This is a genomic window from Marinimicrobium sp. C6131, from assembly GCF_026153455.1.
Taxonomy (GTDB): Bacteria; Pseudomonadota; Gammaproteobacteria; order Pseudomonadales; family Cellvibrionaceae; genus Marinimicrobium.
The window spans coordinates 1,108,005-1,126,747 of sequence record NZ_CP110629.1 but is presented as its reverse complement, the minus strand read 5'-3'; the positions used below and the strand labels follow the sequence as shown (position 1 = coordinate 1,126,747).

19 protein-coding genes and 1 tRNA gene are annotated in these 18,743 nt (G+C 59.5%); 9 read left to right on the top strand and 11 right to left on the bottom strand.

Annotation, left to right across the window (positions count from 1 at the left end; translation table 11 throughout):
• A complete protein-coding gene (gene uvrB, locus OOT55_RS04740) occupies positions 1 to 2,004 on the bottom strand; it encodes an excinuclease ABC subunit UvrB (protein ID WP_265367992.1) in 2,004 nt (667 codons plus the stop codon).
• Between the two features lie 54 nt (positions 2,005 to 2,058).
• On the opposite strand from uvrB, the gene OOT55_RS04735 reads away from it, so the two are divergent.
• Together OOT55_RS04735 and OOT55_RS04730 are read left to right on the top strand one after the other, a co-directional pair.
• A complete protein-coding gene (locus OOT55_RS04735) occupies positions 2,059 to 2,907 on the top strand; it encodes a fructosamine kinase family protein (protein WP_265367991.1) in 849 nt (282 codons plus the stop codon).
• A 74-nt stretch (positions 2,908 to 2,981) separates the two neighbouring features.
• Positions 2,982 to 4,364, top strand: a complete 1,383-nt coding sequence (locus OOT55_RS04730; RefSeq protein ID WP_265367990.1) for a class II fumarate hydratase — start codon at positions 2,982 to 2,984, stop codon at positions 4,362 to 4,364.
• Here OOT55_RS04730 and OOT55_RS04725 read toward each other — a convergent pair.
• A complete protein-coding gene (locus OOT55_RS04725) occupies positions 4,320 to 5,252 on the bottom strand; it encodes a LysR family transcriptional regulator (protein WP_265367989.1) in 933 nt (310 codons plus the stop codon). The genes OOT55_RS04730 and OOT55_RS04725 overlap by 45 nt on opposite strands.
• A gap of 115 nt (positions 5,253 to 5,367) precedes the next feature.
• Here OOT55_RS04725 and OOT55_RS04720 point away from each other — a divergent pair, with 115 nt between their 5' ends.
• Both OOT55_RS04720 and OOT55_RS04715 read left to right on the top strand, forming a co-directional pair.
• Positions 5,368 to 5,973 carry an FMN-dependent NADH-azoreductase gene (locus OOT55_RS04720; protein WP_265367988.1) on the top strand — a complete coding sequence of 202 codons (606 nt, stop codon included), beginning with the start codon at positions 5,368 to 5,370 and terminating at the stop codon, positions 5,971 to 5,973.
• A 44-nt stretch (positions 5,974 to 6,017) separates the two neighbouring features.
• A complete protein-coding gene (locus OOT55_RS04715; protein ID WP_265367987.1) occupies positions 6,018 to 6,869 on the top strand; it encodes a pirin family protein in 852 nt (283 codons plus the stop codon).
• Here the strand turns inward: OOT55_RS04715 and OOT55_RS04710 are convergent, their stop codons facing one another.
• Positions 6,870 to 7,262, bottom strand: a complete 393-nt coding sequence (locus OOT55_RS04710; RefSeq protein WP_265367986.1) for a hypothetical protein — start codon at positions 7,260 to 7,262, stop codon at positions 6,870 to 6,872. It abuts the gene before it with no gap.
• Between the two features lie 54 nt (positions 7,263 to 7,316).
• Between OOT55_RS04710 and OOT55_RS04705 the strand changes: the two genes are divergently transcribed.
• Complete coding sequence (locus OOT55_RS04705; RefSeq protein WP_265367985.1) at positions 7,317 to 9,146, top strand: ABC transporter ATP-binding protein; 1,830 nt, start codon at positions 7,317 to 7,319, stop codon at positions 9,144 to 9,146.
• Between the two features lie 75 nt (positions 9,147 to 9,221).
• Here OOT55_RS04705 and OOT55_RS04700 read toward each other — a convergent pair whose 3' ends face one another.
• The 4 genes from OOT55_RS04700 to OOT55_RS04685 form a co-directional block, all read right to left on the bottom strand.
• Positions 9,222 to 9,470 (bottom strand): hypothetical protein, encoded by a 249-nt coding sequence (locus tag OOT55_RS04700; protein ID WP_265367984.1) that lies wholly within the window; start codon positions 9,468 to 9,470, stop codon positions 9,222 to 9,224.
• Positions 9,467 to 9,880 carry a type VII toxin-antitoxin system HepT family RNase toxin gene (gene hepT / locus OOT55_RS04695; RefSeq protein ID WP_265367983.1) on the bottom strand — a complete coding sequence of 138 codons (414 nt, stop codon included), beginning with the start codon at positions 9,878 to 9,880 and terminating at the stop codon, positions 9,467 to 9,469. Before hepT ends, OOT55_RS04700 begins: the two co-directional genes overlap by 4 nt.
• Positions 9,865 to 10,263, bottom strand: coding sequence for a type VII toxin-antitoxin system MntA family adenylyltransferase antitoxin (gene mntA, locus OOT55_RS04690; protein ID WP_265367982.1), 399 nt, complete (start codon positions 10,261 to 10,263; stop codon positions 9,865 to 9,867). The genes hepT and mntA overlap by 16 nt, the downstream gene beginning before the upstream one ends.
• Before the next feature lie 205 nt (positions 10,264 to 10,468).
• Positions 10,469 to 10,912, bottom strand: coding sequence for a hypothetical protein (locus OOT55_RS04685; protein WP_265367981.1), 444 nt, complete (start codon positions 10,910 to 10,912; stop codon positions 10,469 to 10,471).
• A 151-nt stretch (positions 10,913 to 11,063) separates the two neighbouring features.
• Between OOT55_RS04685 and OOT55_RS04680 the strand changes: the two genes are divergently transcribed.
• Positions 11,064 to 11,140 (top strand) — tRNA-Val (locus OOT55_RS04680).
• 124 nt (positions 11,141 to 11,264) lie between these two features.
• Here OOT55_RS04680 and rmf read toward each other — a convergent pair.
• Positions 11,265 to 11,477: a ribosome modulation factor gene (rmf, locus tag OOT55_RS04675; RefSeq protein WP_024460100.1), complete on the bottom strand. Its 213-nt coding sequence runs from the start codon at positions 11,475 to 11,477 to the stop codon at positions 11,265 to 11,267.
• A 346-nt stretch (positions 11,478 to 11,823) separates the two neighbouring features.
• On the opposite strand from rmf, the gene rlmKL reads away from it, so the two are divergent.
• Both rlmKL and OOT55_RS04665 read left to right on the top strand, forming a co-directional pair.
• Entirely contained in the window at positions 11,824 to 14,013 is a 2,190-nt protein-coding gene (gene rlmKL, locus OOT55_RS04670; protein WP_265367980.1) for a bifunctional 23S rRNA (guanine(2069)-N(7))-methyltransferase RlmK/23S rRNA (guanine(2445)-N(2))-methyltransferase RlmL, read from the top strand.
• Positions 14,014 to 14,266: 253 nt separating this feature from the next.
• A complete protein-coding gene (locus tag OOT55_RS04665; RefSeq protein WP_265367979.1) occupies positions 14,267 to 16,186 on the top strand; it encodes a polysaccharide biosynthesis protein in 1,920 nt (639 codons plus the stop codon).
• Here OOT55_RS04665 and OOT55_RS04660 read toward each other — a convergent pair.
• Positions 16,183 to 17,205, bottom strand: a complete 1,023-nt coding sequence (locus OOT55_RS04660) for an MraY family glycosyltransferase (RefSeq protein ID WP_265367978.1) — start codon at positions 17,203 to 17,205, stop codon at positions 16,183 to 16,185. The two genes, OOT55_RS04665 and OOT55_RS04660, sit on opposite strands and share 4 nt — an antisense overlap.
• Before the next feature lie 87 nt (positions 17,206 to 17,292).
• Between OOT55_RS04660 and OOT55_RS04655 the strand changes: the two genes are divergently transcribed.
• The gene (locus OOT55_RS04655) at positions 17,293 to 17,460 is read left to right on the top strand and encodes a hypothetical protein (RefSeq protein WP_265367977.1); all 168 of its coding nucleotides are present in this window, start codon (positions 17,293 to 17,295) and stop codon (positions 17,458 to 17,460) included.
• 136 nt (positions 17,461 to 17,596) lie between these two features.
• Here the strand turns inward: OOT55_RS04655 and OOT55_RS04650 are convergent, their stop codons facing one another.
• Positions 17,597 to 18,058, bottom strand: coding sequence for a hypothetical protein (locus tag OOT55_RS04650; protein ID WP_265367976.1), 462 nt, complete (start codon positions 18,056 to 18,058; stop codon positions 17,597 to 17,599).
• The gene (locus OOT55_RS04645; protein ID WP_265367975.1) at positions 18,055 to 18,678 is read right to left on the bottom strand and encodes a DUF6036 family nucleotidyltransferase; all 624 of its coding nucleotides are present in this window, start codon (positions 18,676 to 18,678) and stop codon (positions 18,055 to 18,057) included. The genes OOT55_RS04650 and OOT55_RS04645 overlap by 4 nt, the downstream gene beginning before the upstream one ends.
• Between the last annotated feature and the right edge of the window lie 65 nt (positions 18,679 to 18,743).

Sequence of the window (18,743 nt, the reverse complement as noted above, 5' to 3'; positions counted from 1 at the left end):
TTACAGGGCCCGGTGCTTCAGCTTTTCGATCTGATCCCGCAAGCGGGCCGCCTCTTCAAACTCCAGGTTCTTGGCGGCCTGATACATGGCCTGCTCCAGCTTGGCCACGGCCTTGAGGGGATCGCCCTCCTGCTCGACCTCGTAGCGGGCCCGCTTCTCAGCCACGGCCTCCTTGCGCTGGCGGCGAGCGCCGGACCCGGGCACCGGGCCCGCCTCCATGATATCGGTCACGCTCTTGCGAATGCCCATCGGCGTAATGCCGTGCGCCTCATTGTGGGCCAACTGCTTGGCCCGCCGGCGCTCGGTTTCGTCGATCGCCCGCTGCATGGAGCCGGTGATCCGGTCGGCATAGAGAATCGCCTTGCCGTGCAGGTTCCGGGCGGCCCGCCCGATGGTCTGGATCAGGGAGCGCTCGGAGCGCAGAAAACCTTCCTTATCCGCATCCAGAATGGCCACCAGGGACACCTCGGGCATATCCAGCCCCTCCCGCAACAGGTTGATGCCCACCAGCACATCGAACTCGCCCAGGCGCAGGTCGCGAATGATCTCCACCCGCTCGACGGTATCGATGTCCGAATGCAGGTAGCGCACCCGCACCCCGTGCTCGGCGAGGTATTCGGTCAGGTCCTCGGCCATCCGCTTGGTCAACACCGTGAGCAGCACCCGCTCGTCCCGATCCACCCGCAGACGGATTTCGGACAGGGCATCGTCCACCTGGGTGGTGGCCGGTCGCACTTCGATTTCCGGGTCCACCAGGCCTGTGGGCCGGACCACCTGTTCCACCACCTGCCCGGCGTGTTCCGCTTCGTAGGGCCCCGGCGTGGCCGAGACGAAAATCATCTGCGGGGCCAGACGCTCCCACTCTTCAAACCGCAGGGGCCGGTTATCCAGCGCCGAAGGCAGACGAAAGCCGTATTCCACCAGCGTTTCCTTCCGCGACCGGTCGCCCTTGTACATGGCACCGATCTGGGGAATGGTCACGTGGGACTCATCCACAATCAGCAGCGCTTCGTTCGGCAGATAGTCAAACAACGTCGGCGGCGGCAGGCCCGCGTCCCGACCGGAGAGATAGCGCGAGTAGTTCTCCACGCCATTGCAGTAACCCAGCTCCTGCATCATTTCCAGATCGTAGCGGGTGCGCTGCTCCAGGCGCTGCGCCTCCACCAGCTTGTCGTTCTCACGCAGCTGTTTCAGGCGCTCCTCCAGCTCCACCTTGATCTGGTCGATGGCCTCCAGCATGCGGCTGCGCGGGGTCACGTAGTGGGATTTCGGGTAGATGGTGGCCCGCGCCACCTTGCCCCGCACCTCGCCGGTCAGGGGGTCGAACACGGAGATCTGCTCCACCTCCTCGTCAAACAGCTCCACCCGGTAGGCGTCGAATTCGGAGTCGGCCGGGAAAATATCGATCACATCCCCCCGCACCCGGTAGGTGCCGCGCTGAAAGTCCATGTCATTGCGGGTGTACTGCAGCTCAGCGAGACGGCGAAGGATCTGGCGCTGGTCCACCTGATCACCCCGCACCAGATGCAGCAGCATTTTCAGATAGGAGTCCGGATCGCCCAGACCGTAAATGGCCGACACGGTCGCCACCACAATGGCGTCCTTGCGTTCCATCAGCGCCTTGGTGGCGGACAGACGCATCTGCTCGATATGTTCGTTGACCGACGCATCTTTCTCGATGAAGGTGTCCGAGGATGGCACATAGGCCTCGGGCTGGTAGTAGTCGTAATAGGAGACAAAGTACTCCACGGCGTTGTTCGGAAAGAACTCCTTGAACTCCCCGTAGAGCTGGGCGGCCAGGGTTTTGTTGTGTGCCATAATCAGGGTGGGCCGCTGGGCCTGGGCAATGACATTGGCCATGGTAAAGGTCTTGCCCGAACCGGTCACACCCAGTAGCGTCTGGTGCGCGAGCCCGGCATCGATGCCTTTGGCCAGCCCGGCAATGGCCGCCGGCTGGTCGCCGGCGGGCTGGTAATCGCTCTGAACCACAAACTGCTTTGACATTGAGACGCCTTTTGTACGATCAAAAAAGCATTGTAACGCATACCCTGATGGTAAATGATGGACGCTATTAAACATTGGTTAAAAACTGATCTGAATACCGATATTGCCCAAACGGAACCCCTCTCCGGCGGCGATATCTGCGATACCGCCCGCATCACCACGACGGATGGGCGGGACCTGTGCATCAAACAACAGACCACCGCACCGGCGGATTTCTTCCTCGCCGAGGCCGCCGGCCTTGAAGCTCTGAGATCCACCGGTACGTTGCGGGTGCCGGAGGTGATCACCGCCCAGCCCACCTTTATCGCCCTGGAATACATCGCACCCGGCCGCCCCGGACCGACGTACTGGCGGAACCTGGGCGAGGGGCTGGCCGCCCAGCACCGCCAACCCGCGCCGCACTTCGGTTTTACCATGGACAACTACTGCGGTCGCACCCCGCAACCCAACCCCGCCACAACGAATGGCCACCGGTTCTTCGCCGAGCACCGCCTGATGTATCAGGGGCGGCTGGCGGAAGCCGCCGGGCTTCTCTCCTCCCGGGAGCTGCGGGACCTGGAAACCCTGTGCGGGAAGCTGCCCGAACGGATTCCCGAGCAGGCGCCCGCCCTGATCCACGGCGACCTCTGGGGCGGCAACATCCACTGCGACCAGGCGGGCCATCCGGTACTGATCGATCCGGCGGTCCACTGGGGCTGGCCCGAAGCCGAGCTGGCAATGACCCGCCTGTTCGGTGGTTTCTCAGACGACTTCTACGACCACTATACTCAAATCAATCCGCCCGAATCCGGCTGGCGGGAACGGGTGCCACTGTACAACCTGTACCACCTGCTCAACCATCTGAACCTGTTTGGCGGTGGCTATCACTCTCAAGTAATTCAGATAGTTAGACGATATACTTAATGTCGGTTAGTTAAAGTGAATTATATTCATCATCGGGTGGAAACCCCGGGAATGTCCAGAAAGGAGGCCCCGCAATGAGCCAGTACCGCACCGAAAAAGACAGCATGGGCGACGTTCAGGTCCCGGTCAGCGCTCTTTATGGCGCCCAGACCCAGCGGGCCATCAACAACTTCCACATCAGTGGCACCCCCCTGCCCTCGGTCTTCATTCACGCCGTGGCCCAGATCAAGAAAGCGGCCGCGCAAGCAAACACCGCCCTCGGACTGTTGGAGCATCCCGTGGCGGAGGCGATCATCGACGCGGCCAACGACGTCATCAAAGGCGACCACGACGACCAGTTTCCTGTCGATGTCTTTCAGACCGGTTCCGGCACCAGCACCAATATGAACGTCAATGAGGTCATTGCCCATCTGGCGTCCGAACGCAGCGGCCTGGCCGTGGGTGCCAATGATCACGTCAACATGAGCCAGAGCAGCAACGATGTCATTCCGACCGCCATTCACGTCAGTGGCGCTCTGGCGTTGAACAACCACCTGCTGCCGGAACTGAAGTTCCTGCACACCACCCTGCTGGATCGCGCCCATGAGTTGGACCAGGTAGTGAAAACTGGTCGGACCCACCTGATGGATGCCATGCCGGTGACCTTCGGGCAAGTACTTCACGGCTGGGCCAGCCAGATTGAGGGTAACGAACAGCGCCTGCACCAGAACCTCGATCAACTCTGCGCCCTCCCCCAGGGCGGCACCGCGGTCGGAACGGGCGTCAATGCCCACCCGGAGTTCGCCGACCTGTTCGCCCGTCAACTGAGCGAGAACATCGGTCTGGTCTGCGCCCCGGGGGAGAATTTCTTCGCCCTGCAAAGCAGCCAGGATGTGGCGGTCGCCGCCTCCGGGCAACTCAAGACGCTGGCGGTCAGCCTGATGAAAATCGCCAATGACCTGCGCTGGATGAATTCCGGCCCCCTGGCCGGACTGGGCGAGATCGAGCTTGAAGCGCTGCAACCCGGCTCGTCGATCATGCCGGGCAAGGTCAACCCGGTGATTCCCGAAGCCGTGGCCATGGCCTGCGCCCAGGTCATGGGCAATGATACCGCCATCACCGTCGCGGGCCAGTCGGGCAATTTCGAACTCAACGTCATGCTGCCACTGGTGGCCCACAACCTGCTCTCCAGCATCAAACTGATGGGCAACAGCTGCGAGGTACTCGCCGAGCGCGCCATCGCCAGCTTCACCGTGCGCGAGGACAACCTTCAACACGCCCTGGCCCGCAACCCTATCCTGGTGACCGCGCTCAATCCCATCATCGGGTACAACAAGGCGGCGGCCATCGCGAAAAAGGCTTACGCCGAAGGGCGGCCCATCATTGACGTGGCGGAGGCGGAAACGAATCTGAGTCGGGAGGAGCTGGAGAAGTTATTGGATCCGGCCAAGCTGACCAAGGGCGGATTGCCGGGGTAGCTTTACGTTGGGCAACTGCCGCTTCAACACCTCCGCCAGATGCCGGGTTGCAGGCCCCGCCAACTCCCGGTCGGCAAATATCAGATAGAGCGCGTGGACCCGCTCGCTTTCGGTCTCCATCGGAATCAGCTTCAGTGTCCCGGCCTCCAGGTCATCCTTCAGATAAGCTTCGGGCAACCAGGCATAACTCAACCCCAGGCGAATCGCATGCAGCGACGTGCGGATATGGCTCACCGTCAGGCGCTGCTCCGCCTCCTGCCAACCCTCGCTGTAACGCCGGTGAATACCGGAATCCCGGACAATCGACTGCCGGTAGTGACGCAGGTCGTCATAGCTCACCGGCCTTCCCAGATGCTGCAGCGGATGATCCGGGCTGGTCACACCCCGGAAGGTCACGGACATCAGATACTCTCCGTTAAAACCCGCCGGCACCCGTCCGGCGATCGCCAGGTCCACATGGTGCTGGATCAGCATATCCTCGGTGCCGCTCATCACTGACTCATACAGTTCCACCCGGGTGTCCGGAAACTCCCGGGAGAACATGGCAATGCAGCCCAACACCTGCTCGGGGGGCACAATGATGTCCCCCGCCAGGCTGACCAGCGGCTCCACCTTGGCGGACAGCTGAGTTGCCGCCGTTTCCAGGCTTTCCGCCTCCATCAACAGGTGCCGGGCCCGGCGATACAGCACGTCCCCGGCGGGCGTGGGCACCGCCCGGCGCCCCTGCAGCTCAAACACCGCCACACCCAGCGCGGTTTCCAACTGGGAAATGGCGTAAGACACCGCGGACTGGCTCTTACCCAGCGCCTCGGCGGCCTTGGCATAGCCACCGGCATCGATCACCGCCATAAAGGCCCGCCACTGATCCAGGCTCACTTTCGGTTCCATAGCGCCACCCATCAGATAATTCGATCAAACCCTTCCAAATATCGCTATTTATTATTCGCTCGTCAAATCATTTAATAGAACCATCGAGTCAACAGTCTCTAAGGGAGAGATTCACATGGCGACACTACTTCAGATCAACAGCAGCCTGTCCGGCGACGACGGCCACTCCAGCGCTCTCAGCAACAAATTTGTTCAACGCTGGCGCGAACGCAACCCCGGCGGCAAGGTCATCGTACGCGACCTCGCCCGCCACCCGATCCCGCACCTGGACGCGGAGCGCCTGCACGCCTTCATTACCCCGGCGGACAAGCGCACCGAAACCCAGCAGGACATCGTGAACTACTCGGATCAGCTGATTGACGAGCTCAAGCGTGCGGATGTGATTGTGTTCGGGGTGCCGATGTACAACTTCGGCGTACCGTCCACCCTCAAGGCCTACTTTGACCATATTGCCCGTTCCGGTGAAACCTTCCGTTACACCAGTAACGGACCTGAAGGCCTGCTGGACGACAAGCCGGTGTATATTTTTGCGGCCCGTGGTGGTATCTATCAGGGGACCGATGCCGACTCCCAGACCGGTTACCTTAATACGTTCCTGGGCTTTATCGGCCTGACCGAGACCCACTTCGTGTACGCCGAGGGTCTGGCCATGGGTGAAGACAACCAGCAAAAGGCACTCTCCAGTGCCGAACAGGAAATTACCGAATTGGCCGCTGCCTGATACAGTGGCCCAGATCAACGGGTAACAACCCGACGGAGGTGTCTATGCAACGCCAACTGCAACAACTGATTCCGGCCCTCGCCACCAGCGACGGTGCCGGCGTGCGGATCAAGCGCAGCCTGGGGCAGAGCCAGCAGGCGCGCCTGGATCCCTTCCTGATGCTCGACGAGTTCAACTCCGAGAGCAAGGACGACTACATCGGCGGTTTCCCGTCTCATCCGCACCGCGGGTTTGAAACGGTGACCTACATGCTCGAAGGTCATATGTTGCACGAGGACCACATGGGCAACCGGGGCGACCTGAAAAGTGGCGACGTGCAGTGGATGACCGCCGGACGGGGCATCATCCATTCCGAGATGCCGCAACAGGAAGAAGGTCGTATGCACGGCTTCCAGATGTGGCTGAACCTGCCCGCGGCGGAGAAAATGAAGCCGGCGGCCTACCGGGACATTCCGGCCAGCGACATCCCGACGCTGGAATTGGCGAACGGCGGCAAAGTAAAGGTCATTGCCGGTAGTGTGACGGCCGATGGCAAAACGGTGGAAGGCCCGATTCAGGGATTGAGCACCGAGCCGCGTTACTGGGATGTGCAACTGCCCGCTGGCGCCACCTTCGAGCAGGCACTGCCGAAAGGCCTGAATGCCTTCCTGTACGTGTTCGAAGGCGACCTCACGGTCGGCGAACCGCCACGGCAACTGAAAAACGGGGCGGCCGGCGTGCTGAGTGATGGCGAGTCATTGAGCATCACCGCCGGTGCGCAAGGGGCACGCACCCTGGTGTTGGCCGGCCAACCGATCCGTGAGCCCATCGCCCAGTACGGACCCTTCGTGATGAACACCCCGGAGGAGATCGAGGAAGCGATCAATGATTACCGGGCCGGGCGGTTGGGGGGGTAATCACCGCCCCATCCGCAACGCCACCGCCGTCACCAATGCCCACACCCAATTGAATACGATCACCAGCAACGGCGTCAGGGTTCCCAACCCCAAACCCGCCATCCCATGCGGCGTTTGATATGGAAACACCACAAACAACTGAATCATGGTCGGGAACAGACTGAGCACAAAAGTCTGGGCCCAGAGCCGATTGTTCAGCACCGGCAACAGAAACAGAAAGCCCCACAGCCCACCCCAGACAATCCTCGGGTACAGCCAGTCCGGCGACAATCCCGGGGCAATGGATACCCCGAGCGATTGGCTGATGCCGTACATCCCGAACAACCACACCACCAGGCTGTTACCCAAACCGCCGAGCGAGCCGGCGCCGAAGACCATTAACAGTTTTTTCATTTTCCCTCCAAAAGCCGGTAAACTACGCCCTCATTTCCCCAGCCGTAGACACCTATGTTCGCGTTTTTCGAAAGCCTGCTCAAACCCTTCCCGGTCGAAGAGCCGCAACAACCGCCCAAAAGTCTGGTGGCCTTCTGTCGCCACTATACCAAAGGCGCCGGCAAATTCCTGTTAACCATGTCCTTCATGGCCGCTCTGATTGCGGTCATGGAGGTGGCCCTGTTTCAGTTCCTGGGGCTGACCGTCGACTGGCTCGGCCAGTACAGCCCGACCGAACTCTGGGCCGAACGCGGCACGGAACTGTGGTTGATGGCCTTTGTGGTCCTGATCGCCATTCCGGTCACGGTGTTCTTTCACTCCACGCTGATTCACCAGACCCTGCTCGGCAACTACCCCATGATCATCCGCTGGCAGGCGCACCGCTACCTGCTCGGTCAGAGCGTCGCCTTCTTCCAGGACGAATTCGCTGGACGCATCGCCACCAAAGTCATGCAGACCGCCCTGGCGGTTCGTGAAACAGTCATGAAACTCCTGGACATCACCGTCTATGTGCTGGTGTATTTCACCAGCATGCTGGTGCTGCTGGGCTCACTCGACTGGCGACTGATGGTGCCGCTCGGCGTCTGGTTTATTGCCTACATCGCCCTGCTGCGCTACTTCCTGCCGCGCCTGTCCGCCGTCGCCACCCGACAGGCCAATGCCCGGGCCGACATGACCGGGCGCATTGTGGACACCTACACCAACATCGCCACGGTCAAACTCTTCTCCCATTCCCGGCGCGAGTCCGATTACGCCCGGGACGGCATGGAGCGGTTTCTGCACAGCGTCTACCCGCAAATGCGCCTGGCCACCCTGCTCAACAGCGGTGTCTGGGGCATCAACGCCCTGCTGATCTTCAGCAGCGCCGCGCTGTCCATCTGGCTGTGGAGCGGCGACATCATTTCGGTCGGCGCCATTGCCGCCGCCATGGGCCTGGTGCTGCGTTTGAACGGCATGTCCCAGTGGATCATGTGGGAAGTCTCCACCCTGTTTGAAAATATCGGCACCGCCAAAGACGGCATCAACACCCTCTCGCACCCGCGTGCGGTCGGCGATGCGGAACAGGCCCAACCGCTGAACGTCCGTGACGGCGGCATTGAATTCGATCAGGTGACCTTTCACTACGACAAAGGCGAAGGGGTGTTGGAGAACTTCTCCCTGAACATCAAGCCCGGCGAAAAGATTGGCCTGGTCGGTCGCTCCGGCGCCGGCAAATCCACCCTCGTCAACCTGCTGCTGCGCTTCTACGACATTGAGAAGGGGCAGATCCGGATCGACGGTCAGGACATCAGTCAGGTTCAGCAGGAAACCCTGCGCGCCCAGATCGGCATGATCACCCAGGACACCGCCCTGCTCCATCGCTCCGTGCGCGACAACCTGCTGTACGGCAAGCCCGGTGCGACGGAAGAGGAAATGATCGAAGCCGCCAAACAGGCCGAAGCCCACGACTTTATTCTCGGATTGAGCGATGCCGAAGGACGCACAGGTTACGATGCCCACGTGGGCGAACGCGGGGTGAAACTCTCCGGTGGCCAGCGCCAGCGTATCGCCATCGCCCGGGTGCTACTGAAAGATGCCCCGATCCTGATCATGGACGAGGCCACCTCGGCCCTGGATTCGGAAGTGGAAAGTATCATCCAGGCCAACCTGAGCCGCCTCATGGAAGGCAAAACCGTTATCGCCATCGCACACCGGTTGTCCACCATCGCCGCGCTGGACCGGTTGATCGTGTTGGACCAGGGAAAGATTGTCGAACAGGGAACCCATTCGCAATTGATTGCCGAAGGTGGACTGTATGCGCAGTTGTGGTCGCATCAGTCCGGTGGGTTTTTGGGGGAGGAGTGATTCGTTAAGGCGGATGGGTTGTTTGTTCTTTTGGTGGATGACGCGCTACGCGCTTATCCACCAACAAACCCCGCCCTACTTCCGAAAATAATGATCCCAGATCAACATCAAAAGCCCAACAAAAAAACCCACATGAGCCACCATTGCCCCACCGGCAAATAACAGACCCAACCCAATCGGGTTGCCATCGGAAGGCCCAACCACCACATACGCAATCAGAGGCAAAGACGTGACAAACACCAGCAGCAAACTGCAGGCAATGATCTTCAACCCACGGGACGCATCACTGCGCCAGATGGCGGTAATGGGATTTTTGATTTTCATTGGGCAGCCAAAAGTGCTCGGGCGAATAGCTTGAAATCATCCAGGTGGCGACTTCCAATCGCATAGACAATGGCCCAGTCAATTTCATCGTAACTGTGAACCATCACATTTCTGAAGCCAACGGCTTTCTTCATCCTCTCTGCTAACGCGGATTCAATGACCCCCACTTTCGCCAGGGCATCAAAGCCCTGCCCCATGGTTTTTGGCGCGGGAGCATCGGAATGTTCGGCCAGCCAGTGTGCGGACATGTCCACGCAGAGCTGAACGGCGCGAGTCAAGTTCAGAGCAACGATATCTTGCGCATCCAGATCCGACAGCAATTCCGTCAAAGACGCCGGGAGCTTTTGCTCAACCCGCCGGACGCAACGCCGGAGTGACTCGACTTTCTCCTCTATCAAAGCCCTATCCACTGGTTGCGCCTCCCCTCCAGTATCCGTCGTTGATAACGGCCAAAATCCTCTTCCATCATGATGCTTCGATAGAGAAGATCGCCTTTGTCGGACACCGAACCTTTGACAAGGACACCCTTGCTGACGATCTCATGGAGCAGGGGCTGTCCGATTTGACGTATATCAATAATGTCGATGGCACGACCAAAACGACTCGCGAGTTCCCCGATCAGAGCCATCTTTTGCTCTGTCGTTAACGGCGCGGTTGTCTCGACAGCCAGATCGAGATCGCTTGCCGCCGTCTCCCGACCTTCAGCCATGGAACCAAAGAGCACCGCCAGGCGAATATCCGCCCGATCCGCCAACGCAAGCTTGAGTGAGTTGATGGTGTCTTCAGCCAGCATAATGTCTCCTTGGGGGATATCGGACTACGCGCGTTGATTACCTAAACGTCGGACCGGTCCGACCTACTGGGCTTGCGGCGGAATTTGTCGGGTTACGCGCTTTGCGCTCCGAAACGTCGGACCGACCCGACCTACCGGATGCGCTGCGTGACGGTCGAGTAGGTCGGGTTAGGCCAAAGGCCGTAACCCGACAAACCTCCCAGTCTTACAACGCTGCCAACGTGGTCGGCTGGCGGGACTGAATCAGGGCCTGAACCTGCTCGGCCGACTGCATGCTGCGCACCTCGACACCGCTCGCCTGCAGGTCCACATCCATACCCAGCTCTTCTTTGACCAACAACTCCAGCGCCTCCTGATCCACCTGGCCATCGGCACGGGTGATGCGCTCCATCTGCTCGTCGGTCAATTGGGCGCTGCCCCCGGGCAGGTAGATGGTGCCGTTAGAGAAGTCCACCGCAAAGGCGATCACCCCAGGCACAAAGAAGAACAGCAAACCCACCGCGTTCAGGGCCACAATCGCCGGGTCGAGCTGGCCACCGGTCTGCCCTTTTCGCTCGGGGTACAGGACCGTGCCGCAGGCCGTGGTCTGGAGAATCAGGCCCACACACAGGCCGGAGGCGATGGCTTTGCTTAACCGATTGATGCGCATAGAGTTTTCCTCTTTGTTGTTGAAATCCAAGTCCAGAGACTATAGCACATGGCATTGGGTTCCGTGGCGCCTGAAGGGTGGTTGCGGCATGGGCAAAAAAAGGGGTTGCAAAAATCCGAAGTTTTGGTAAAGTTCGCGCCTCAAACGAGACAGGACTATAGCTCAGTTGGTTAGAGCGCTACCTTGACATGGTAGAGGTCACCAGTTCGAATCTGGTTAGTCCTACCAAATACCGAAAAACGGCTTGAGGTTCAGACCCCAAGCCGTTTTTTTATGCCAAAAAAATGCCCGCGTTAAGCGGGCTAGTTTGAGGAGATGATGGCCAAGAAATAAGGTTGTCAAAAGGCTCCAGTCAGTGAGGGGACAAATTGTTCAGTTTTTGCACTTGAGCGGCCATATTGTAACCATCCCACTGATCCGTGCGCGCTTCGCGCCAACCGGAGAGCCATTCCTGGCGCGCTGTGCCGCTCTCGTGCGGACACAGGCTGCGGGACCGACCCGCAATACCGGCTTGATAACCCTTACCAAATGCGCGAGCTGTCTGGTTACGCTTTTGACGTTTCATATGTGATGCACCTCTATGTAGCCGTTAATCTTGCAGAGCGCAGGCGCCGGGGTGGCGCTGCGCCTGTTTGGGAAACGCACTCGCTGGACGGGGATGCCCGGCACCGTGCGTAGGGAGGTACTGCTTCGCCTCTCGCCAGCCACCCGGGAAAATCGGTGGTGGTTCCTTGGAGGCGAATGCTCAGTACAGCAAAAAGCCCCCCGGCTGTGAACGATTGTTTTTTTATAGCAGAGATGTTTCATATGGCACTTTGCTCTAGAATCCGGTTTGACAAAGTGGTTGGGGTGGGCTTGCAAGCGTAAAACCCAACGCACACACCGGCACCACGCCGCACCCAAAACAACTGATGATATCTATGAACCTGTTTGCCACCTGCCCCAAGGGCCTTGAAGGACTGCTGTACCAGGAACTGGACGCCATTGGCGCCCAACACCTCAAGGAAACCGTGGCGGGCGTCGCCTTCGAAGGGGACATTGCCCTCGCCTACCGGGCCTGCCTCTGGTCCCGCCTGGCCAACAAGATCCTGCTGCCCCTGGCGGAATTTCCTGTCGGTGACCAGAACACCCTCTACAATGGCGCAAGAAACATCCCCTGGGAAGAACACCTGGGTCCCCAGAGCACCCTGCTGGTGGACTTTATCGGCAGTAGCGGCGCCATTCGCAACACCCAGTTTGGCGCCCTGAAAATCAAGGACGCCATTGTCGATCGCATTCGCGATGTGACCGGTGATCGCCCATCGGTCAGCAAACAGCACCCGGACCTGCGCATCAACGCCCGCCTGAACAAAGGCAAAGTCACCATCAGCCTGGACCTGTCCGGGGAGAGCCTGCACCGTCGGGGCTACCGCACCAAACAGGGCACCGCCCCGATGAAGGAAAACCTGGCGGCCGGCGTCCTTATCCGCGCCGGCTGGCCGGACATCGCCGCCCGTGGCGGCGCTCTGATCGACCCCATGTGCGGCTCCGGTACCCTGCTGGTGGAGGCCGCCCTGATCGCCGCGGACATTGCCCCCGGTCTGGGCCGTGCCCGGTTTGGCTTTGAGCAGTGGCTCAATCACCGCAATGATATCTGGCTGGAACTGCGCGAAGAGGCCATTGCCCGCAAACGCGCCGGCCTCGCCAAATCACGCCCGGAAATCCGCGGCTACGACGCCAATCTGTCCGTCATCCGCGCGGCGGAAGACAATATCATCCAGGCCGAACTGGACGACTGGCTGCGGGTCAGTCGCAAGGAACTCGCCGACCTCAAACAGCCCACCCACAAGGTGCTCGAACCCGGCCTGGTGATCACCAACCCGCCCTACGGCGAGCGCCTGGGGGATGTTGAATCCCTGAAGCTCCTGTATCAGCACCTGGGTGAGCGACTGAAAACCGAATTCAGAGGCTGGCGCGCGGGCATATTCACCGGCAACCCCGAGCTGGGCAAACAGATGGGCCTGCGGGCGGAAAAGAAATACCGCCTCTATAACGGCACCCTGCCCGCCGAGCTGCTGATGTTCTCTATTGAAGAAAGCCAGTTCGTCAGCGCCGCGCCCAAGCCCCTGAAGGCCGAACTCGAGGCCGACGCCCCGCTGTCCTCCGGCGCCCAGATGCTCGCCAACCGGCTGCAAAAGAATCTGAAACAGCTGGCGAAGTGGGCGAAAAAGCAGAACATTAACGCCTATCGCCTCTACGACGCCGATATGCCCGAGTACTCGGCCGCCATCGACCTGTACCGCTCCGAGCAGGGCGACCTCTACGCTCACGTTCAGGAGTACGCCGCCCCCAAATCCGTGGACGAAGCCCGGGCCGAGCAGCGCTTCGCGGAGATTCAGGCCGCCGTCCCCCGGGCTCTGGATATTCACCCGGACCGGGTCAGCTACAAACAGCGCCGCCGGCACAAACACTCCGACGGCAGCCAGTACCAGAAGCTCGCCGAGCGCCCGGACGGAGAGATCATCAACGTGATCGAAGGCCAGGCACGCCTGCAGGTCAACCTGTGGCAATATCTGGATACCGGATTATTTCTCGATCATCGCCCGGTACGGCTGAAAATCGCCGAAATGGCGAACAACAAACGCTTTCTGAACCTGTTCTGCTACACCGCCAGCGCCAGCGTTCACGCCGCCCTGGGCGGCGCCCGGTTCACTCTCAGTGTGGATATGTCCAACACCTACCTGAAATGGGCCCGCAACAACCTGGCCCTGAACGGCCTGAGTGACACCAAGCACCGCACCGAACAGGCCGACTGCGTGGAGTGGCTGAAAACCAACGAACAGGAATTTGATCTGATTCTGCTCGACCCGCCGAGCTTCTCCAACTCCAAGAAAATGCCCGGCGTACTGGACATTCAACGGGACCATGTGGATTTGATCGAAGGCGCCATGAAGGCGTTGGCCAAAGGCGGAACCCTGATTTTCTCCACCAATTTACGCACGTTTGCGATGGATCGGGCGGCGTTGAGCGAATATAAGCTCGAAGACATAACCCCCCAGACCATTGATAAGGATTTTCAACGAAATCCGAAGATTCATCAGTGTTGGCTGGTTCGTTGGTAGGCGTCACCAAGGGGTAACGGCGGATGCGGCGGGCTTGGGTTACGGCGGATGCGGCCTTCGGCCTTATCCGCCGTAAATACCCGTGATGCCCACCATTTGGCACCCAAATTGCTCTATTCAATCTACCCCCAAAAACCGTAAGCTTTTCGTAACAATTGCACTGATTTTGCGCTATACTCCGGCGGTTATCGCCCCAAGAAGGAGCACAATCGGCCAGGGGCAGATTCGGTCAATTTAATGGAGTTAGAGGTCTATGCTGGAAGCCCTGTTTGAGTCCTCCCGGACCACCAAACGCGTTATTTCCCTGATTTACGACACCGTCGCTATTGTTACCGCCTTTTACGCTGCCGTCTTCCTGCGGCTCGGCACCTTTAACTCCCAGTTTCTCGACAAAGACGTCACCGTCATCTCCATTACCCTGGTGGTGAGTCTCGCGGTTTTTATCCGTATGGGCATGTACCGCGCCATTCTGCGATACATGAGCACACCGGCCATGTTGACCATTGTCGGCTGCGTGTTTATCTCCGCCCTGGTCTTGGCCACCGCCAGCTTTCTGACCCAGTCGCGACTGCCCCGCTCCATTCCGTTCATCTACCTGACCATCGCCCTGCTGCTTATTGGCGCCCCGCGCCTGATGGTGCGCAGCATCATCATGATGCTCAACCGGCGCAGTGTGGACCTGAAAGAGCCGGTCATCGTCTACGGTGCCGGGTACACCGGTCACCAGCTCACTCTGGCGCTTCAGGGCTCCCAGTACAAACCCGTCGCCTTTGTGGATGACAACCCGGCCCTGCACCGCACCGTGGTGGCCAACATCAAGGTCTACAGCCCGAAGATGATTGAGGCTCTGATCCGGACGCACCGGGTCAGCAAGGTACTACTCGCGCTGGGCAGCACACCCAACTCCCGTCGGGCCCAGGTGATCAAACGCCTGGAATCCCTCGCCATCTCGGTTCAGACCGTGCCGGCCATTCCGGATATTCTGAGCGGCAAGGCCCGTATCGAACACATCAAGGATGTGGAAATTGAAGACCTGCTGGGCCGGGACCCGGTCTCCTCCCAGCCGGAGCTGATGGCCGCCAACATCACCGATAAAGTGGTCATGGTCACCGGTGCCGGTGGGTCCATCGGCAGTGAGCTGTGTCGCCAGATCATCCAGCACCGGCCTCGCGCCATCGTGCTGTTTGAGCTGAACGAATTCAGCCTCTACCAGATCGAGCGAGAACTGCAGGAAACCCCGGAATTCCGCACCAATCACATCAACCTGTACAGCATCCTGGGCTCGGTTCAGAAAGAACACCGGGTGGAAACCATCATGCGCAGCTTTGGTGTGCAGACCGTCTACCACGCCGCCGCCTACAAGCATGTGCCGCTGGTGGAGCACAACATCGTCGAGGGCGTGCGCAACAACGTCTACGGCACCTGGTACACCGCCGAGGCCGCCATTCGCGCCGGGGTGGAATCCTTTGTGCTGGTCTCCACCGACAAGGCCGTGCGCCCCACCAACATCATGGGCGCCTCCAAGCGACTGGCGGAGCTGGTACTGCAGGGCCTGGCCAAGCGCCAGAACACCACCATCTTCAGCATGGTCCGTTTTGGCAACGTGCTGGGCTCATCCGGCTCGGTGGTCCCGCTGTTCCGGGAACAGATCAAAAACGGTGGGCCGGTGACCGTCACCCACCCGGAAATGGTCCGCTACTTCATGACCATCCCCGAAGCCGCCAAACTGGTGATTCAGGCGGGCGCCATCGGTACCGGCGGCGACGTGTTTGTGCTGGATATGGGCGAGCCGGTGAAAATCGTCGATCTCGCCACCCGGATGATTCACCTCTCGGGCCTGGAAATCAAAGACGAAGACCGCCCCAACGGCGATATAGAAATCGAATTTACCGGCCTGCGCCCGGGCGAGAAGCTGTACGAAGAACTGCTGATCGGCAGCAACGTCTCCGGCACCCAGCACCCCGGCATCCTGCGCGCCGAAGAGCATCACCTGAGCTGGGAAGAAACCAAAAACCTGCTCGACGACCTCGACGTCGCTTGCCACGCCTACCAGTGCGACCGCGTCAAACAGCTATTGGTGGAAGCGCCCACGGATTACAAAGCCAGCATGCTGATCAGTGATTCGGTGTGGCGGCAGAAGCAAAACACAGGGAAATTGCGGGTGGTTAATTAATAATCATCCCACTCAACATGCCGGATCCCGGCACCAAACTGATACACCAGAAACACCACCGGCGCGTACGCCAACAACACACCCCACAGCGGGTCTATGCCCCCGGACACCACCCACCAGGCCATGGGCAACAACCAGACCACATTCAGGGTGCCGTAAAACAAGGTCGTCGCCTTATGCCCCCAGTTCACCGCCCGGTGCTGATAGGCATGGCTGCGGTGCGCCTCAAACAGATTCTCCCGGCGCCACCACCGAAAAAACAACGTCAGCGTGGCATCCGCCACAAACATCGCCAACAGAATCACCCAGCCCCAGAATAGCTCCGGTGCCTGATGCCCGGCGTACACCGACAACAACCCCAACCAGAGCCCCACAAAGCCACTGCCGGCATCACCCATAAAGATCTTTGCCGGGGGAAAGTTCCAGATCAGAAAGCCCAGGCTCGCCACCGCCAACAGGCCGTACAACGCCACATTGGCCTCCGGCAAAGCCCACCAGGCCAGCAGCGCCCCGCTCACACAGACGGTCAACGCCTCCACCCCGGCAATGCCGTCGATGCCATCCATAAAGTTGTACAGATTCAGCACCCACACCAGATACACCAATAGCGGCACCCACAGCCAGACACCCTCCAGTGTCCAGCCCAGCAATGGCAGCGCCATCGGCCCGCCCAGCCAATACAAGCCCCAGGCCGCCGCCGAAAAATGCACCAGCAGGCGCACCAACGCCGGTGCGTGGCCGTGGTCGTCCCACCAGCCCACCAACGCCACCAGCAACCCGGCGCCGGCCAGGCCATAAACTACCGCATCCGCCACCAGGCCCAACCAGGCGAGGGCCGGCAAGGCCAGCAGGCAGACGACTACAATCGCCACCCCACCGCCGCGCGGCGTCGGCACGGAATGCGAACTGCGCGCATTGGGAATATCCATCAGCTTTTTGTGCAGCGCATACCCCCGCAACACCCCGGTCAGACCCCAGGCCAACCCCAGCGCCACCACTAAAATCAGAATCAACGTCAACGTATTCACCATCCGTTAGAAAATCAGGCCTACCTATCACAAATTTTGCGGCATTATACGCGTAGAGGCGGCGATATCGACCTTATAGTGAGTACGCAACGCCCTGTTGAGCACCCGGCACTGGATGCCGCCAGGTTATCCACACGTCTCAGCCGCCTGCTCGACGGTCGAAAAGTGGATGTACTGATCCACGCTCCGAAGCTCAAGGAGCTGCCCATCCACCGCTTCGCCCTGGAATCGGGAGAGGAATTATGAATTTGAATAAGTGTAGTCGACTTGTTAAAGCCGTAGCAAAGGGGTTAGCGGACGCCAGAGAAGGACGCACCGTCACATTAAGTGAGGCAAGGAAGCGACTAGGGATCGATTAGAAGGGACGGAAACACAAACCAACTTAGGGCTGAAAAGCCGCCGTATGATGCGGATCCCCGCTCAAACCATGGCGGCGCCCAGTCGCATCTGCAAAAGAGCGCGTCTGCATTGGTAGCAGCGCTTTGCGCAGAGACTTCGTTGAATCATTCAAACCCCATCGTTTACTGGGAGAGTACCGGCCCTGGGGAGGTTTGTTGTCAGTTCCCACAAAAAGCTTTTGATGAAACTGTCCGGTGAGCTTCTGGAGATGCCGCGCTGTTTCCCGACGGCACACCGGATATTGACTCAGCAGCTCAAGCACGCAAAGTGTGCGCTGGAAGTGTTCGCTTGGCATGACATCGCCTAGCCAACTCAGTTCTTCCTGCGTTGGACTGTATCCTCGGTACCAAACGGCGTCAGCCAGCTGCTTTACCTCATCGACAACACTCTCCAGGGGGTACGATCCCACCCGATACAGACGCTTATGCTTTACAGAAACCGTCATGTCGAATCCTCGCTGCCGCTATAATCGCCTAATACCGCACTCAGGTTGCCACGTAGCCTTACCTGATCACCCACATAGTAACTGATAGCTTCTCGAGCCAAGCGTTCAAACTCTTCAATATCTACACGAGGCAGCCGGAGCAACGCTTGAATATCCTTCTGGTCGCGATCCCCGAAACGACCGAGCTTCGAGATTGCCACATCAACCGCACTAGCGACATAAACTTCCACGTTGGGAACACTGCTTTGAGTCACCAAACGGGTAATGCGAGTCTCGTAATCCTCGTGCAGTGGGCCGAGCGTCGTATTGAAGCTGGTATCCAGCTCCAGCATTTGCGACACGCCCTCTTCGTCTTCGAATACATAGGCTTCTTCATCCAAAAGCGCGACTATGTCCGATACGTCCGCATAACCGTGTGATACCAGCTCGGCATCCACATCGGCGCTACCCCGAGATTGCGTATGAATATGCACCGCACAACCGCCAAACACAATCGCCTGAAAAACACCCTTATCGCCCTGAGCAAATACTGGCTCCAGCACATCAAAAAAAGCCACGAGAGCCCGCCCTAAAGCGGTGTTAGGCTGGATCGTCGGGTATTTACGTGGATCGATCGACATGTGAGCCCTCAGAGGTTAATAGCCATACTCTATCACAACTCACTCGCCATGCCGCAATACTCCAA

Bases quoted from the DNA above. Each gene is read 5' to 3' on its own strand.
- uvrB (WP_265367992.1), bottom strand. From the start codon at position 2,004: ATGTCAAAGCAGTTTGTGGTTCAGAGCGATTACCAGCCCGCCGGCGAC.
- OOT55_RS04735 (WP_265367991.1), top strand. From the start codon at position 2,059: ATGATGGACGCTATTAAACATTGGTTAAAAACTGATCTGAATACCGAT.
- OOT55_RS04730 (WP_265367990.1), top strand. From the start codon at position 2,982: ATGAGCCAGTACCGCACCGAAAAAGACAGCATGGGCGACGTTCAGGTC.
- OOT55_RS04725 (WP_265367989.1), bottom strand. From the start codon at position 5,252: ATGGAACCGAAAGTGAGCCTGGATCAGTGGCGGGCCTTTATGGCGGTG.
- OOT55_RS04720 (WP_265367988.1), top strand. From the start codon at position 5,368: ATGGCGACACTACTTCAGATCAACAGCAGCCTGTCCGGCGACGACGGC.
- OOT55_RS04715 (WP_265367987.1), top strand. From the start codon at position 6,018: ATGCAACGCCAACTGCAACAACTGATTCCGGCCCTCGCCACCAGCGAC.
- OOT55_RS04710 (WP_265367986.1), bottom strand. From the start codon at position 7,262: ATGAAAAAACTGTTAATGGTCTTCGGCGCCGGCTCGCTCGGCGGTTTG.
- OOT55_RS04705 (WP_265367985.1), top strand. From the start codon at position 7,317: ATGTTCGCGTTTTTCGAAAGCCTGCTCAAACCCTTCCCGGTCGAAGAG.
- OOT55_RS04700 (WP_265367984.1), bottom strand. From the start codon at position 9,470: ATGAAAATCAAAAATCCCATTACCGCCATCTGGCGCAGTGATGCGTCC.
- mntA (WP_265367982.1), bottom strand. From the start codon at position 10,263: ATGCTGGCTGAAGACACCATCAACTCACTCAAGCTTGCGTTGGCGGAT.
- OOT55_RS04685 (WP_265367981.1), bottom strand. From the start codon at position 10,912: ATGCGCATCAATCGGTTAAGCAAAGCCATCGCCTCCGGCCTGTGTGTG.
- rmf (WP_024460100.1), bottom strand. From the start codon at position 11,477: ATGAAACGTCAAAAGCGTAACCAGACAGCTCGCGCATTTGGTAAGGGT.
- rlmKL (WP_265367980.1), top strand. From the start codon at position 11,824: ATGATATCTATGAACCTGTTTGCCACCTGCCCCAAGGGCCTTGAAGGA.
- OOT55_RS04665 (WP_265367979.1), top strand. From the start codon at position 14,267: ATGCTGGAAGCCCTGTTTGAGTCCTCCCGGACCACCAAACGCGTTATT.
- OOT55_RS04650 (WP_265367976.1), bottom strand. From the start codon at position 18,058: ATGACGGTTTCTGTAAAGCATAAGCGTCTGTATCGGGTGGGATCGTAC.
- OOT55_RS04645 (WP_265367975.1), bottom strand. From the start codon at position 18,678: ATGTCGATCGATCCACGTAAATACCCGACGATCCAGCCTAACACCGCT.